At 40.1% G+C, this 15,747-nt stretch carries 14 protein-coding genes; 2 read left to right on the top strand and 12 right to left on the bottom strand.

The genetic code is table 11. The annotated features are described in order from the left end of the window. Nucleotides 1–117: 117 nt before the first annotated feature. From HMPREF1519_RS08795 to HMPREF1519_RS08830, 8 genes are all read right to left on the bottom strand, one after another. Nucleotides 118–1,590: a glycosyltransferase gene (locus tag HMPREF1519_RS08795; protein WP_037611914.1), complete on the bottom strand. Its 1,473-nt coding sequence runs from the start codon at nucleotides 1,588–1,590 to the stop codon at nucleotides 118–120. Further along, nucleotides 1,571–2,869, bottom strand: coding sequence for an accessory Sec system glycosyltransferase GtfB (locus HMPREF1519_RS08800; protein ID WP_037611915.1), 1,299 nt, complete (start codon nucleotides 2,867–2,869; stop codon nucleotides 1,571–1,573). The genes HMPREF1519_RS08795 and HMPREF1519_RS08800 overlap by 20 nt, the downstream gene beginning before the upstream one ends. A gap of 50 nt (nucleotides 2,870–2,919) precedes the next feature. Continuing rightward, entirely contained in the window at nucleotides 2,920–3,801 is an 882-nt protein-coding gene (locus HMPREF1519_RS08805) for a glycosyltransferase family 2 protein (protein ID WP_037611917.1), read from the bottom strand. A 3-nt stretch (nucleotides 3,802–3,804) separates the two neighbouring features. After that, entirely contained in the window at nucleotides 3,805–5,013 is a 1,209-nt protein-coding gene (locus tag HMPREF1519_RS08810; RefSeq protein ID WP_037611918.1) for a glycosyltransferase, read from the bottom strand. Nucleotides 5,014–5,207: 194 nt separating this feature from the next. Further along, complete coding sequence (locus HMPREF1519_RS08815) at nucleotides 5,208–6,647, bottom strand: 6-phospho-beta-glucosidase (protein WP_022496408.1); 1,440 nt, start codon at nucleotides 6,645–6,647, stop codon at nucleotides 5,208–5,210. 156 nt (nucleotides 6,648–6,803) lie between these two features. Further along, nucleotides 6,804–7,355 (bottom strand): cysteine hydrolase family protein, encoded by a 552-nt coding sequence (locus HMPREF1519_RS08820; RefSeq protein ID WP_037611919.1) that lies wholly within the window; start codon nucleotides 7,353–7,355, stop codon nucleotides 6,804–6,806. 65 nt (nucleotides 7,356–7,420) lie between these two features. Further along, a complete protein-coding gene (gene codY, locus HMPREF1519_RS08825; protein WP_002884784.1) occupies nucleotides 7,421–8,206 on the bottom strand; it encodes a GTP-sensing pleiotropic transcriptional regulator CodY in 786 nt (261 codons plus the stop codon). Between the two features lie 265 nt (nucleotides 8,207–8,471). Then, entirely contained in the window at nucleotides 8,472–9,686 is a 1,215-nt protein-coding gene (locus tag HMPREF1519_RS08830; RefSeq protein ID WP_022496405.1) for a pyridoxal phosphate-dependent aminotransferase, read from the bottom strand. 359 nt (nucleotides 9,687–10,045) lie between these two features. Here HMPREF1519_RS08830 and HMPREF1519_RS08835 point away from each other — a divergent pair, with 359 nt between their 5' ends. Then, on the top strand, nucleotides 10,046–10,498 hold the full coding sequence (locus tag HMPREF1519_RS08835) for a universal stress protein (RefSeq protein WP_002891687.1): 453 nt from the start codon (nucleotides 10,046–10,048) through the stop codon (nucleotides 10,496–10,498). Between the two features lie 78 nt (nucleotides 10,499–10,576). On the opposite strand, the gene HMPREF1519_RS08840 is transcribed toward HMPREF1519_RS08835, so the two are convergent. From HMPREF1519_RS08840 to HMPREF1519_RS08855, 4 genes are all read right to left on the bottom strand, one after another. Beyond that, nucleotides 10,577–11,329: a hypothetical protein gene (locus tag HMPREF1519_RS08840; RefSeq protein ID WP_022496404.1), complete on the bottom strand. Its 753-nt coding sequence runs from the start codon at nucleotides 11,327–11,329 to the stop codon at nucleotides 10,577–10,579. Between the two features lie 69 nt (nucleotides 11,330–11,398). Beyond that, complete coding sequence (gene pflA / locus HMPREF1519_RS08845; protein ID WP_021143691.1) at nucleotides 11,399–12,199, bottom strand: pyruvate formate-lyase-activating protein; 801 nt, start codon at nucleotides 12,197–12,199, stop codon at nucleotides 11,399–11,401. Nucleotides 12,200–12,385: 186 nt separating this feature from the next. Continuing rightward, complete coding sequence (locus HMPREF1519_RS08850) at nucleotides 12,386–13,114, bottom strand: LPXTG cell wall anchor domain-containing protein (RefSeq protein ID WP_022495913.1); 729 nt, start codon at nucleotides 13,112–13,114, stop codon at nucleotides 12,386–12,388. A gap of 353 nt (nucleotides 13,115–13,467) precedes the next feature. Next, nucleotides 13,468–14,799, bottom strand: coding sequence for a hemolysin family protein (locus HMPREF1519_RS08855; RefSeq protein ID WP_014632682.1), 1,332 nt, complete (start codon nucleotides 14,797–14,799; stop codon nucleotides 13,468–13,470). 111 nt (nucleotides 14,800–14,910) lie between these two features. On the opposite strand from HMPREF1519_RS08855, the gene HMPREF1519_RS08860 reads away from it, so the two are divergent. Then, on the top strand, nucleotides 14,911–15,693 hold the full coding sequence (locus HMPREF1519_RS08860; protein ID WP_002884789.1) for an ABC transporter ATP-binding protein: 783 nt from the start codon (nucleotides 14,911–14,913) through the stop codon (nucleotides 15,691–15,693). The last annotated feature ends 54 nt before the right edge of the window (nucleotides 15,694–15,747 follow it).

Raw genomic sequence — 15,747 nt, forward strand, 5'->3', positions numbered from 1 at the left:
TGATTTTTCAATACCTTCTATTTTACCATAATTTAGCCTATTTTGCTTGGAGGATAAAAAAACTGTAGTAACTTTTTTGTCACTACAGTTTACAGAGATAGAGCTTTTTCAAAACACTTATCGTATGGCTATCAAGAGCTTTCTCCAAGCCTCTAGAATTTCAAGTTTCAAATACTGTTTGGCCAACTCATATGAGGCTTGGTGCATAGACTCAAGATCACTCTCTAAGGCAAATACAATTTTGTCCGCCATCTGAGAAACAAGCAGGTCCTCACCCATAGTCTCGCTATAAGGGACCAGATAGCCATTCTCACCATCTTTAATGAAGGTTGGATTGCCATAACGAGCGTCAAAACCAACCAGAGCCAGACCTGCGCCTACGGCCTCCATCAGGGTCAACCCAAAGGTCTCCCACTGAGAGGTGGTCACGTAAAGTTCATACTGTGGGTAGACGTCTCGTAAATCCGCATGTCCTCTAAGTTGGATGTAATCATTCGCCCCTAAAGTATCAATTAGATCTTGTAGATTCTCTTGCTCCCCACCTTTACCGTAGATGTCAAAGCGAAGGTTAGGCTCTTTTTGATGGGCAAGGGCAACGGCTCTTATAGCCAAATCCAAGCGTTTACGTGGGTCCAATCGCGAAGCCGTCATCAAACTAAGAGGCTTCCTCTGCTCCTCTGGAAAACTAAGCTTATCCAAATGTCCCACTGCTAGGTCATGAATACTAGCATCTGTTACACCTTGCTTTTTCAGGGTATTCTCTAAAACAGCCTTTTGTGCCTCCGTAGCTGTAATGAAGAAATCAAAACGTTGGGCGTACTTAAAGATGTAATAATACTCATAGTAGAGGTCGCCATTTTCAAACTCATGCTCTGAATGAAAAACGAAGCCTAACTTTGCAGGTGTATCCAATTCATAAATCGGTCGCATAAACTCCATCAAGGAGGCCCTATCCAGCAACAAGGTATCCGCAGTTGTCAGCGGAAGTCTTGCTAGAAAACGACGCATGACCTCTGTTTTTGTTACTAAAATCTCAGTTCCCAACCTATATAACCAGCTGGTCCCTTGCTTGAGTTCTTCAAAGGCGATGCGACCATCTTTATTGTGATAACTTCTCCTGATGATAATGCCTTTTTCAAAGTATTCTGTGACTAATTTACTTGTTCCATACCACTCACGCTTTAAAAGCATACCATTGACGTGGTAATCCACATACCGCACACAACCTTTTTGGTAGGAATCCATCTTGAAGACTAAAGAAGTGCCATCAGAACAGACATAAACAGAGTCTGTTTCGCTTTGACTCTTCAAATCTAGACGTGTCAACTTAAATTTTTGCTGCAAGGCCCCTACTGTCAAGGATGGGATATGATTGTCTTGATCTGTAAAGCTAAGATAGGCATGGAGGAGTTCCTCGTAGCGATGCCCTAAAGAAAGATAATAGTCTAATTTATAGGGTTGTGGCCAGGTCGTAAAGATAAACTTAGCAGGCTCATTTAATTCACGTAGCATCAAAGCTCTAGACGCCTGAGCCACATCGACACCATTAGGTTCATAGCCCACCAATAGGTTAAAGGTGTAAATCGTCATCTTTTTCCCCCTCCAATCTAGTAAAGAAAGCTAAGATTTCTTCCCTCTCAGCGAGTTTCAAAACCTCTTTCTGACTTTCAAGAGCCTTAGGGTAAAACTCTGCTTGCTGTATAAGTTGTCGGAACCCCTGCTCTAGTTCCTCTAAGGAAGTATAGACCGTTGGTAAGTCCTTATAGTAGTGACGATGAACCGTTGATTCTAAGCCAAAAAGCAACTGCCTATTTTCAATCGCATCCAAAGTTACATCAGACACTTCGCTTCCATAATTCAAGTCTAAATAAATGAAACAATTCCTTAGTAGCTCTTGATATTTCTCCTGACGAATTCCTGGATAAAGATGGACATTTCTCTTTTCTTCGAGACAAGTCAACTTTGGTCCCATACTAGTTTGAGCTCCGATATGAAAGTCAATATCCGGAAAAGCATCAACCAAGTCAGCTAGCCCCTCAATATTTTCAGAAGCAGTCATCACCATGGCTTGAGGCACAAAAGTCTGAGAACCGTCTTGTTCTACACCAGCTAAATAAATCATGCCTGACTCACGTTCCTCTTGGGGATAATAATTAGTAACCAAAACATGATTCACTTGACTTTGAATAAACTCAAGACCATCATGACTGTCGGAGCAATAGACCAGACGATTAGCATTCAAGGTCTGCAAAATCGGGATTAGATTGGAATCCATACAGATGATAGCTTCGTCTGACTTTAGGACTTGATTCAAAACAACCTTAGTTAATTCTTCCCTACCCAAGAAAATCCTATCTCTTCCTTCAGATCCCTGATCAATCAAGTACCCATCTTGAATATAGTGAAGCAAGACCTCTTCTTGGTTACGATTAAAGTAAATATCCATAATGCCTTGTCCCTGATTATCCAGAAGACGCTGTTTGGTACGCCAGCCATAGCGATTATAGTCGTCTATCGCAACAACTTTTTCCCCTTGTCCAAACCATTGGACTTGTTTGACCGTACGTTCCTTTAGATTGTCACGAAAAATGACACTAGCACGACGGTCTTGACCATCAAAAATATAGGTCGTAATCCCCAAAGTCCACAATTCCCAATATAGAGGAACTGACAAATCGTTAAAAAAGAGTGGTTTCCCTTGATAATCTTCCTCAGAGGAGTAAATAAATGATGATGCTAAACTAATAGTGTCCTTATCAATATCCGTTTCAAAATTCGTGTAAAACACACGCGACTGAATACCAAAGGAGTCTAGTGATCTTCTCAGTTTTTCCGTTGCCTGACTAGGTTCTTGTGCAATAATAAGCATAGTTATCCTTTCTGACTAATCCAAGCAATAAATAGCTTAACCCTCGACCTTTATTGCTCCAAAAATCTCAAGTTAACCTGCGCCGTCTTATAGGTCTCAGTATCTTGAAGATTAGCTTCTTCCATTTTTTCAATGGCCCGCTTCAGACGTGTCTTATAAATATAACGGTGCCAGGTCAAATCATAGCCCAACATACCTAGTAAAGCTAGTTTTTCATTCTTGGCTTCCATCTCATCTAAGACACGTTTCTCCGTCCAGACCTGTGACAGCGTATCCTTACGACCCACTCGGTACCAGTAGATACATTTCTCAGTATGAACCACACGATTGGCCTTTAACAAGAGTTTGTACATAAGGAAATTATCTTCGACATTCTTCCCGACAGGAAAACGAAGGTCCTCAAATAAGGAGATTTTGTAGAGTTTCATCATAGCACACGCCCAGGCCATATCTCTTGTCTCTTGGATGGCATCCTGGTCTATAATCTCTCTCCCCTCATAGAGAGTCTCAGAGTAATCATTCTCAGTTACCTTAATCAAAAACTTACTGGTACTCTCGTTGAACAAGTTGTAGTTGGCAATAGAAACATCTGCCTCATACTTCTTAAGTTGAGTGTACAAGGTCTCCACATAATCCTCTGTTACCCAATCATCTGGGTCTACAAAAGTGATGTAATCACCTGTGGCTAGGTCAATTCCTGTATTTCGGGCTGCAGACAGGCCACCATTAACTTGTCGCACATAGCGAATACGCGAATCTCGCTTGAAAAACTCCTTGCAAATCTCCTCTGACTTATCCGGGGAACCATCATTGACAAGAATGATTTCAAGGTTTGGATAAGTCTGATTCACTATCGTTTCCAAACACTGCTTTAAATAAGCTTCCACATTATAAATGGGAATAACAATACTAACTACTTCTTTATTTTCCATGGTCTATCTCTCAATCGTATCTATATAATCTCGAACAGCTTTTACCATTTGGTCTACTTGGTCATTCTTGAACACTTGATTTTGCCCAGTTTGGTCGTGATTTGTTCCTTCAAAAGAGAAAATCGGAAGCCCCAACTGATGAATCGTTTCTGTGATATGATCAACCTCGTCAAATGGGTTGATATCCAAATAGAAATCTATTTTTTCCAAGACCTTTCGACTGGTCAATGGATCAAAGGATGGATAGAGAATAAGGTTTGGATACTGCTCCAACTTCACCAAATTAAACCCGAAATGAGAATGAGCCAAAACATGAAAAGCTACATCTGGAAGAGCCTGCAGCAAATGTTCCAATTCAAAGATGTCTGCAGTATTAGTATAAATCGCCGTATGGTAAGGAAAATCACCTACCATGTCACTAAAGCTAAGCTTTAAGGATGGCTTTCTTAATAAGATTTCTTCCCAAGATAGGGCATAATAAAACCACCAAATATCCCTGAAACGATTGAAACGTTTGGACGTCCAAGGCTTATTGTGGGAAGTATAATGAATAACCGCTGGTACCCCTTTAAAAGCATCATACCATTCCAAATCTCCATAACCATACTGGTCCTTATCAGAACCCACTTGGAGATTATAGGTCCATGGGAGTTGATACCAAGCATCCTTGAAATAAAGATTCAAGATTCCTTGATCCCCATAAACATTTTGATGACGCTCTTTTGTCAAGTCAAAAAGAGACTCTGTCACCTTGTGTTGTCGCCACCAATCGGTATCAATAACCATCAAGCCAGCGTTAAAACCATCTGTCGTCGTCGGACGGTCCACCACCGCTCCAATACCAAATCCGCCAAGATCCACTTCAAAAAGTGGTGACAAATCCTGCGTAAAAATCATATCGCAATCCAAATAGAGAACGCGATCTTCTTGAACAAACTCAGGAATTGTATAACGGAAAAAAGTCGCATAATGAATATGCGTACTTGGAAGCGAAAATTGTTTAAAGCTTTCGGCAGACACACGACAATTGAGAATTTCAGAATCAATAGCCTCTAGACGACGATTCATCAGCGTAAACCATTCTGTTGGTAAATTCTCATTTAGCACATAAATTTTCCACTGCCCTTTATGTGCACAAAAAGATTTTAGAGCCACCTCTAACTTTTCCATATAGGATAGCTCTGCTACAAATACAACTGATTTTTTCCCCATGTTTTCTTCCTCTCAAACTCTAATAAGAATATCATTTTTTAGAAAACATTACAATTTCTATCCCTTACAAAAAAAGCCAACCCTAAGGCTGACTTTAATTGGAGATCAATTTTCTTTTAGTGTTCGTTAAACGCGTAAAATAGAATTCAGACTAGCACGTGGCTTAAAACAGCGAACATCTCTCAACTCATAGACTATTCTACAGAGGCACCGTTACTTGCGATAACTTCTTTGTACCAGTTAAATGATTTCTTCTTAGAGCGTTTAAGGCTACCATTACCATCGTTGTCACGATCCACATAGATGAAACCATAACGTTTCTTCATTTCACCAGTTCCAGCAGAAACAAGGTCGATACAACCCCATGTTGTGTAGCCCCAAAGCTCTACACCATCTTCATTGATAGCATCACGCATGGCCTTGATGTGGGCTGCCAAGTAGTCGATACGATAATCATCTTCGACATAACCATTTTCATCTGGTGTATCCACAGCACCGAGACCATTTTCAACAATAAACATCGGTTTTTGGTAACGATCCCAAATGGCGTTAAGGGTAATACGAAGACCTAGTGGGTCAATTTGCCAACCCCATTCTGAAGCTTCCAAATATGGATTTTTAATAGAGGCAAAGATATTTCCAGCGGTCTTTTCATTAACTTCTGGATCACCTGAAGCCACACGACTTGCATAGTAAGAGAAAGAAATAAAATCAACAGTATGCTCTTTAAGAAGGGCCAAATCTTCTTCAGTCATCTCAATCTCAATGCCATCACGTTCCCACTGCTTCTTAGCATAATTTGGATACTCTCCACGAGCCTGAACATCAATAAAGAAATAGCTACTACGATCTTCTTGCATGGCTGCCCAGTAATCACGTGGGTGGGCTGTATTTGGATAATATTGACCTGCTGCCAACATACAACCAACCTTATTTTCAGGATCAATCTCATGGGCCAACTTCGTCGCCATAGCTGAAGCTACCAACTCATGGTGAGCTGCTTGGTATTTAACCTGTTCCTCATTCTCACCCTCTTCAAAGCAGAGTCCTGCTCCCATAAATGGTGCATGGAGAATCATATTGATTTCATTGAATGTGAGCCAGTACTTAACCAAACCTTTATAACGTGTGAAAAGGGTACGGCAAAGATTTTCATAGAAACCAAGCATCTTACGATTACGCCATCCCCCATACTCGGTAATCAAGTGCATGGGACAATCAAAGTGTGTAATCGTTACCAAAGGTTCAATACCATACTTGTGACATTCTTTGAAGAGGTCCTCGTAAAAGGCAAGCCCAGCTTCATTTGGCTCAGCTTCATCACCCTTAGGAAAAATACGTGACCAAGCAATGGAAAGACGATAGGTCTTAAAGCCCATTTCACCAAAAAGAGCAATATCTTCCTTGTAACGATGATACATGTCGATACTTTCCTTAGCTGGATAAAAATAGCCATCCTCAAAATCAAACATCTTACGACGTCCAGTGATAATTGAAAGGCGATCCTCACCAATTGGCACCACGTCAACATTGGCTAAACCACGTCCATCAGCATCATAGGCCCCCTCACATTGGTTGGCTGCTGTCGCTCCACCCCATAAAAATCCATCAGGAAAAGTCATTTTTTTAGTCATTGTTCCACCTCTTTATGATTCAAGAATATTTCAGTAATAGTATATACTAATCTGGAATCGTTTTCTTATAGTAAACTACGAAAAACTAATACTATCCTATGATTTTAGACAAGAAACGAGAGTAGGACAGATTCCCACTCTCGATTATAATTCTTATTACTCCACAATTGTTGCTCCAAGTACATTCTTAAAATGCCCGATAGCAAAGTCATGAGCTTCAGGCGTCAAGGAAGCTGTTGCACTCGCTACAACCTCGATATCATAGCCCAAATTATAGGCATCAATGGCTGTATGTAGGACACAAATATCCGTTAAAACTCCTGTCAAAACAACTGTCGTCACACGACGCTCACGCAAACGAATATCTAAATCCGTTCCCGAAAAGGCTGAATAGTGTCGCTTATCCATCCAAAAGACACGATTATCATCCTTGATAGCATCATATACACTAGCTAACTTACCATAAAGTTCTCGCCCAGACGTCCCTGCAATATTGTGCGGTGGAAAAAGCTTGGTTTCAGGATGGAAGGTATCTCCTTCATCATGTCGGTCCATAGCAACGAAGATATAGTCCCCATTGTCATAGGCTTCTTGAGTTACCTGGGCAATGCGGTCTTCAATGGTTTGGGCAGGCTTTCCAGCCGTCAACTTCCCATCATCTGCCACAAAATCATAAGAGTAATCAATTGATATCAATGCCTTTGTCATATTACTTTCTCCTTTTAAAAAAGTGGGGCAGTTTCCTCCTACCTCACTTTCTTTCAGTATTCTTCTTATTCGTATTCTTTCAATTTATCGTAGATACCTTCGTTAAGGACTTTAAGATAAGTCCCTTTCATACCGAGTGAACGGCTCTCAATAATACCAGCTGATTCCAACTTACGAAGGGCATTAACGATAACTGAACGTGTAATTCCGATACGGTCAGCGATAACAGACGCTGTCAAGCGACCTTCCAAACCGTCCAACTCATTCAAGATAGCTGAAACTGCCTTGATTTCTGAGTAAGACAAGGTATTAATTGCCATGTTGATAGCTGTTTGTTTACGAATTGTTTCTTCCAAGTTCTCTGTTTGAAGGTTCAACAACTGCAAACCAACAACCGTAGAGGCAATCTCAACCAAGATAAGATCTTCATCCACAAAATCATGGTCGTTACGCCAAATAATGAAAGAACCGAGACGCATACCACCACCATAGATAGGTGCAATTGTAGTCAAACCGTCTGGGAAATCATCTTTTGATTCCACTGGGAAAATGGTCAAGTCACTGTCAATACCAATGTTTTCTTGAGTATCATAAACACGACTAATACCACGAGTATATTCCTCTGGAAGTTGTTTAGCTTCAAAAAACTCTTCTACACGGTCATTGTTGGTTTTGTATTTCATGGCAAAACCAAGGAGAGCACCACCACCATTGACGATAGCAGCATTACAATCAATGATATCTGCTAACTGAGCAGCCATGTTGTTATATGGAAGATCGCCTTCCAAGCTATCCACTGAGCGTTGCAAGATAGATGTAATTTTACGTGTTTTAGCCAGCAAATTTGCCATATTTATTGTCTTCACTTTCTATTGTAATCATAATAATATCAAGCCTTGCACTAATCTTCTGCGTCAAGACCTACTAGCCCTACTATTATAGCACACTTAACCCAGAAATTGCAAACAATTGTCTGAAAATTATTTATTATTCTACTATTCATTATATTAAGTATATTATGGCATTTTTAGGAAAAACGTCCGGATTTTGCTCAAATACATCCCCTTTTTAGAAACAATAAAAACCGGACAAATCTTTTTGTCCAGTTTTAAAAAATTAGCGCTTGTAGTATGACAAGACTCGTTCGATTTTATTACCGAGATCAGCCAACTCTTCCACACTAGGAAGGTAGACAATACGGAAGTGATCTGGTTCATTCCAGTTAAATCCTTTACCTGGAACTAGGAGAACCTTCTCCTTCTTCAAGAGACGAAGACAGAATTCTTCATCATCTTCAATATCATACATGTTACGGTCAATTTTAGGGAAGATATAAAGACCTGCATCTGGCTTAACAGCTGAAAGCCCTGGAATAGCGTTTACGGTATTCGTGATAAACTCACGTTGTTCATAGATACGCCCACCAGGGATCAAGAGTTCATCCACAGATTGGTAACCACCAAGTGAAGTCTGAATAACGTGCTGAGAGAGCACATTAGCACAAAGACGCATGTTGGCCAACATATTAAGCCCTTCAATATAGCCTTTGACATTCTTTTTAGGTCCAGAGAGAACCATCCAACCTACACGGAAACCACAGATACGGTGAGACTTAGAAAGACCATTCATAGACACACAGAAAACATCTGGTGCAAGACTAGCAATCGCAGTATGCTTTTTACCATCCATAACCAAGCGGTCATAAATCTCATCCGCAAAGATAATCAAATCATTTTGTCGAGCAATATCCACAATCTGTTCAAGGACATCCTTAGGATAGAGTGAACCTGTAGGATTATTGGGATTGATGACTACAATTGCCTTAGTATTTGACGTAATCTTTGATTTGATATCATCAATATCTGGATACCAGTTAGATTTTTCATCACAGACATAGTGTACGGCATTACCGCCAGCTAGACTGACACAAGCTGTCCAAAGAGGATAGTCTGGCATTGGGACCAAGACCTCATCTCCATCATCAAGCAAAGCCTGCATAGACATGGAAATCATCTCTGAAACACCATTACCAATATAAATATCATCAATATCTACATTTGGGAATCCCTTTAGCTGGCAGTACTGCATAATCGCCTTACGAGCTGAGAAAATCCCCTTACTATCCGAATACCCTTCACTGTTACGAACATTCATAATTAAATCACGAATGACTTCATCCGGTGCTGTAAAGCCAAATTCCGCAGGATTTCCTGTATTAAGACGAAGAATCTTTTCACCATTGGCAATCATACGGTTGGCTTCATCCAAAACTGGTCCACGAATATCATAGGCAACGTGATCCAACTTTGATGATTTATCAAATGTTTTCATAAGTTAATCCTTTCAAAAGATACTAAAAGTAGATACATCTAGCAGAAAATAAGAAAATTCAACACCTGATGGGGATTTCCACTTTTATTGACACCAACTTTAGGCTTGGCCATTTGGTATCATTTCTGAAGACTTGTCTTCCTCTTTTTTAATTATCATGTTTCTTACGAAGCTAATAACAGATTGTATTATACCTCTTTTTCAAGCAATCTTCAATTTTTAGATAATACTGAAATCTTCACATTACTAAGAGCATCCTAAAGTAAGCAGTCAAAAAAAGATTTCAGAAAATCTATAACAACGCTTTCATTTTTTAGATTAAAGGAGTATAATAAAGCTAAAGATAGGAGGTAGAGCTTATGTCTCAACAATATGAACGTATTATGGTAGCTATCGACGGTTCTTACGAATCAGAACTGGCCTTTATTAAAGGTGTGCACGTTGCAAAACGTAATAATGCTCAGTTACTATTGGTACACGTTATCGATACACGCGCCCTTCAAAGCGTTGCGACTTTCGACTCTTACATCTATGAAAAACTAGAAGACGAAGCTAAAGCTGTTTTGGCTGACTTTGAACGCCAAGCCAGAGAAGCTGGTTTAACCAAGATTCGCAAAGTTATTGAGTTCGGTAATCCTAAGAGCCTCTTGGCTGTTGATATCCCTGATAAGGAAAATGTTGACCTTATTATGGTTGGTGCCACAGGTCTCAATACTTTTGAACGCTTGCTTATTGGTTCATCTTCTGAATACATTCTCCGTCACGCAAAAGTTGACTTGCTCATTGTTCGTGACTCTGAAAAAACACTTTAGTCACCTCTCACAAGCACCTCTGGTGCTTTTCTCATATGAAAAAGAACCGAGATCTAAATCTCAGTTCTTTTTTCTGTTCTATTTTTCAGACATTGCTGATTCAGACATCACTTCTGACTCTGAAGTTGACTGGCTTTCTTCGACCAAGTCTTCACTAGCAGATTGACTTGAGGCACCTGCTTGCTCCAAAGCAAGGCTAGTTGAAAGGCTCTCACGTTCTGCTTCCTGACTAAGGCTAGCTTCAACAATCATGAGTTCCTTTTGACGTTCTGTTTCACGAAGATATTCACGTTCTTCAAGTTCTTCCTGACGACGTCTTTCCTGCTCACGTCTTTGAGCTTTTTGACGCTCACGCTTAGCATGACGTTTTTGCGTCTCATCAATCAAGACCTTAGTGTTGTCTTTAATATGCATCCACTTAATAAGACGAACCAAGAGTCTCCATAGGAAGACAATAATTGACTCTGCAAAGAGAAGAATCTCAACCAGAATAACTCCCAACAAGCTCCAAGCCATGAAGAGTGTAATCAATAACTGTGTGAAAATCTTCTTCAAGTCACCCAAATGATTATTGTGAATATTAAGGGTTTCAAGGAAAAGATCTAAAATCCCTTGCAAGAGGTGTGATTTAACAGATTTGTCTCCCTCTAGGCTCAAGTCCGTTTGGACTTCTGCCGGAGTAACAACTGTCAAGTCCCCATCCTGGTAGACATCTATACGGTCTCCTAATTTTATATCAAAATCAAAAAGCGTGCGATCTATTTTCTTAAGTCGCCCGTCAGGATGACTGAGATAAACAAAGTCATCATCAAATTTTAAAATACGAAACATAATTTACCTGCTCTTTATTACTCTCTAAATAATAGCAAAGTTAAAAAGCCCTTGTCAAGAGCTTCTTTTTCAATCCAAGGTTTTGACACCGATACGATTTTTATACTCTTGATACGTTTCAGTGTGCATGAGAGCTTTGGCATTTTTAACCCGATCTGCAGTTGGTGGTTTGACCCCTTCCAAAGGATATGGAATACCGAGCTCACGCCATTTGAACTCACCCATTGTATGATAGGGAAGAATTTCAAATTTATCGACATTTTTCAAGGTCTTTACAAACTCACCAAGCTTAACCAAGTGTTCGTCAAAGTCTGTCAAGCCAGGTACCAAGACATGGCGAATCCAGACTGGAACTTGTTTATCAGACAGATATTGAGCAAATTCCAAGATATTTTTATTAGGTTGACGGGTCACAAACTTGTGTTGTTCGGGATCAATCTCTTTGATGTCAAGTAGGACCAAGTCAGTAACAGCCAAAAGTTTGTCAACAACTTCATGATACTCAGGAGTATTGCGGTAAGCAAACCCACAAGTATCAAGCGTACAGTGAATTCCTAGCTTCTTAGCCTCTGTAAAGAGGGCAGTGACAAAATCAATCTGAAGCATGGCCTCACCACCTGATACAGTGATACCTCCATGCTCACCCCAGAAATGACGGAAACGAAGAGCCTCATCTAAGACATCTTCAACCGTACGTTCAACAGCCTTATTTGACTCCATAGCCCAAGTATCTGGATTATGACAATATTGGCAACGCATCTTACAGCCTTGCATGAAAACAATAAAACGGATACCCGGACCATCTACGGATCCAAAACTTTCGGTTGAATGAACAAGTCCAGTCACCTGACTGTAATCAATTTCTGCCATGGCAGCCTCCTTGTAAACGCTTTTTACATGTTTTTATTATACCTCTTTTATCAGAAACATGCTCCATATCTGCCTGAATTCAAGCAAAGGTTATACTATAATACATCTAAAATTAAATGATATCTATACTATACCAGAAGAAAAACAAAAAAACTGGAAAAATCCAGTCTTTTATCATCTATATTATTAGGCACGTTTCTTAAGACCCAAAAAGGCTGCAGCAGCAAGGAAGAATGTTCCTGCCAATGTCAAGATTACTGTTGATGCTTCACCAGTCTTAGGAAGTGTAACTTCCTTACCTTTAGCATCTTTACCAGTCAATGTACCGTCAGCATTCACTTTGAATCCTACCGTTTCAGGAGCGACAACACTTGTTGTACCGTCAGTGTTAGCGATGACAATTTGGCTATTTTGTGTAGACACAATTGTTTGGCCAGCTGCAGTGATAACTGGAGCTGTTGGTGTTACAGTAACAACAGGTTGTCCATTAACATTCACTGCTGGAGTTTCAGGGTTTTGAGGTGCTTCGCTTGTCCCTTTATCAGTTGCTGAAGCTGGGTCTTCTGGTTTCTCAGTTGGTTTATCAGCTGGTTTTGTTGATGAATCAGCTGTTGGAGCCGGTGTCGCAGGTGTTTCTGGAGTTGCTGGTGTTGTTGGCTCAGCTGGTACTTCAGGAACTGTAGGTGTTGGTGTTGTTGGCGTTGCCGCACCTGTGTTTGAATCATTGCTACGAGCCAAGTCACCATCACTTGGGGCTGTTGAAGGACCAGTTGCTGCATGATCTGTCGTTGGTTGTGTAAGAACAGCATCATTTGTCGCAATACCATCGTCCGCAAAAGAAGTTACTGGTACAAAAGCTCCTAGGGTAAGGGTGAGTAAAAGCAAGCCACTATATATAGATTTTTTAGAAGCCATTAAGATTCTCCTTTTTTCATTTATCAGTTAATTTATATTCTACCATAAAAAAGTAATAAAAGACTGTTTTAATTAAAATCTTATTTATTTTTATTCTAAATCTATCAATACACTAAAATATGTTAGAACATCTCCAAAATTATAGTTCTTTTTCTGACAAAGTCTGGCAGTTTTGATAGGTGAAAGAGGCTTTATGACGTACTTTATAGGCATTTTCTAATCTTATTATTTTGATAAGCTGATATTCCAAGATAGATAAGAAAAAGCACTTTCACTCATAATGAGAGAAAGTGCCTAATTAGTAAATAGTCGCTTTTAAGTTCCAATATTTTCTAATAAAAACATGTAGAAAACTATTCTTCTGCCTCTTCTGGAGCTGCCGTGATGATTACCTTAAGTTTGGTTACACGACCATCCTTAACCTTATCATTGATAAATTCGAGGTGTTTGTCCTTGTTGATAACTGAATAGTGTTCCTTGACTTCTTGAGTTGGAATGGCTCCCACACCTGTCAAATAATAACCTGCAATAGTATCAACATCATCACTCTCAAGTTCTGTATCAAAATGTTCATTGAAGTCGTTAAGAGTCATAGCTCCCTCGACAATATAGGTATTCTCACCAATTTCACGAACTTCCACACTAGATTTATCTGTTTCGTCGTCAATCTCACCAACGATTTCTTCCAAAAGGTCCTCGAAGGTAACAAGACCAGCAACGCCACCGTATTCATCAAGCAAGATAGCCATCTGATTATTGGTGTTACGAAAGGCTGCCAAGAGATCATCTACGAAGATAGTCTCAGGAACAAAGAGTGGTTCATTCATGATTCGACGAAGTTTGATATTTTCGAAACCAAGTTCGAAACCTGCTTTAAGAAGGTTTTTGGTATGAATGACACCGATGATCTTATCCTTGTCATCTTCGTAAACAGGAATACGAGAGAAACTTTCCTTGAGAATAGCTTGGATATTTTCTTGAGTATTGTCTTCAATATCAATCATGAAGGCATCTGTACGAGGGACCATAACCTCACGCGCCATCAATTCATCAAGAGAGAATACCCCTTGGAGCATTTCAATTTCTTCAGCCTCAAGTGTATCCTCACTCTTGGTCAACATGTACTCAATCTCATCACGTGTCATCTGCTCATCTGCATCATCAAAGGTCATAGGTGTCAAACGAGACAAAAGATTGGTTGAGGCCGAAAGAATCCAAACAAAGGGACTGACAATCTTACCTGTAACAATAATGACAGGTGCCGAGTAGATGGCTAGATTTTCCTTGAGATTCATAGCGATACGTTTTGGATAAAGTTCCCCAAAAACGATAGAGATATAGGTCAAGACAACCAAAGAAATCATGCTACCCGCTGTCTTAGCCCAAGCCGCATGACCAAACCAAGTCGCTATCACTGCACCTAGTGACGCAGAGAGACTGGCCCCCTGTAAGAGGCTAATAAAGGTAATACCAACCTGGATAGTTGATAGGAAGTTGTTTGGATTTTCAAGAACCTTGAGTAGGCGAATAAATTTCTTATCGCCTTCTTCTGCCTTTTGCTCTACACGTGAGCGGTTAAGTGATACGAGAGCCATCTCAGATGCTGAGAAAAAGGCTGTAAGCAAGGTTAAAATTAGTAGTAAAATAGATTGAAATAATAAGGACTGACCACTAGAGTCTTCCATTTTTTCTTCTCCTCTAAAAAAAAATTCTGACTTTTATTATACCATAATTTCCCAATAAAGATGTCTATTTTATGCTATAATTAGAGTAATTTATCATCAAAGGAGAGACTTATGTCACTTATACGCTTAGAAAATGTCAGTTTAGCCCGTCAAGGAAAAACACTCTTGTCTGACCTTAACTGGACAGTTGAAAAAGGACAAACCTGGGCTATCCTGGGACTTAACGGTGCTGGAAAATCAACCCTCTTACGTTTGTTGACAGCTGAATTTTTCCCTTCTGAAGGGAAGGCTGAGATACTAGGCTACACCTTTGGTAATGGAGACATCACGGGTCTTCGTCAACACATCGGTATCGTCAGTTCCTTTATCACTGAGCGTCTGCCTCAACATATGACTGCTGAAAAAATCGTCCTTACGGGTAAGTACAAAAGTTCAATCCTCTACAAAGCCTATGGAGACAAAGAGCTACAAGAAGCCAAGGATATGCTGACTTCACTTGGTGCTGGAGATTTGATTGGTCGTAAATACCGTGGGCTCTCTCAGGGAGAAAAGCAAATCTGTTTGATTGCTCGTAGTCTGATGGAAGATCCCGATATCATTATCCTTGACGAAGCAACTGTTGGCTTGGACCTCTTTGCCCGCGAAAAGCTCTTACGTCAGATTGACCGTATCACCTCGCTTCCACATGCTCCACTGGTTCTTTACGTCACCCACCACGCTGAAGAAATCACTGAAAAGATGGACCACATTCTCCTACTCCGTCAAGGAAAAATTGTGGCACAAGGACCAAAAAATGATATCATCACACCGGAAGTTTTAGCTGACTTCTACCAAAATCCTGTTCAAATTATTCCAATTGATGACCATCGTTTTTACATTAACCCCCTTCTATAAAAATCGCTCAAAGAAACAAGTCTCCTAGACATTATCTGGGGGACTTGTTTTTTT

Origin of the sequence: Streptococcus sp. SR4 (genome assembly GCF_000517725.1) — a bacterium.
GTDB lineage: Bacteria > Bacillota > Bacilli > Lactobacillales > Streptococcaceae > Streptococcus > Streptococcus salivarius_F.

Coding starts and splice junctions, on each gene's coding strand:
- HMPREF1519_RS08830 (WP_022496405.1), bottom strand. CDS start 9,686: ATGAAAACATTTGATAAATCATCAAAGTTGGATCACGTTGCCTATGAT.
- HMPREF1519_RS08840 (WP_022496404.1), bottom strand. CDS start 11,329: ATGTTTCGTATTTTAAAATTTGATGATGACTTTGTTTATCTCAGTCAT.
- HMPREF1519_RS08805 (WP_037611917.1), bottom strand. CDS start 3,801: ATGGAAAATAAAGAAGTAGTTAGTATTGTTATTCCCATTTATAATGTG.
- codY (WP_002884784.1), bottom strand. CDS start 8,206: ATGGCAAATTTGCTGGCTAAAACACGTAAAATTACATCTATCTTGCAA.
- pflA (WP_021143691.1), bottom strand. CDS start 12,199: ATGGCAGAAATTGATTACAGTCAGGTGACTGGACTTGTTCATTCAACC.
- HMPREF1519_RS08860 (WP_002884789.1), top strand. CDS start 14,911: ATGTCACTTATACGCTTAGAAAATGTCAGTTTAGCCCGTCAAGGAAAA.
- HMPREF1519_RS08820 (WP_037611919.1), bottom strand. CDS start 7,355: ATGACAAAGGCATTGATATCAATTGATTACTCTTATGATTTTGTGGCA.
- HMPREF1519_RS08850 (WP_022495913.1), bottom strand. CDS start 13,114: ATGGCTTCTAAAAAATCTATATATAGTGGCTTGCTTTTACTCACCCTT.
- HMPREF1519_RS08855 (WP_014632682.1), bottom strand. CDS start 14,799: ATGGAAGACTCTAGTGGTCAGTCCTTATTATTTCAATCTATTTTACTA.
- HMPREF1519_RS08815 (WP_022496408.1), bottom strand. CDS start 6,647: ATGACTAAAAAAATGACTTTTCCTGATGGATTTTTATGGGGTGGAGCG.
- HMPREF1519_RS08795 (WP_037611914.1), bottom strand. CDS start 1,590: ATGACGATTTACACCTTTAACCTATTGGTGGGCTATGAACCTAATGGT.
- HMPREF1519_RS08835 (WP_002891687.1), top strand. CDS start 10,046: ATGTCTCAACAATATGAACGTATTATGGTAGCTATCGACGGTTCTTAC.
- HMPREF1519_RS08810 (WP_037611918.1), bottom strand. CDS start 5,013: ATGGGGAAAAAATCAGTTGTATTTGTAGCAGAGCTATCCTATATGGAA.
- HMPREF1519_RS08800 (WP_037611915.1), bottom strand. CDS start 2,869: ATGCTTATTATTGCACAAGAACCTAGTCAGGCAACGGAAAAACTGAGA.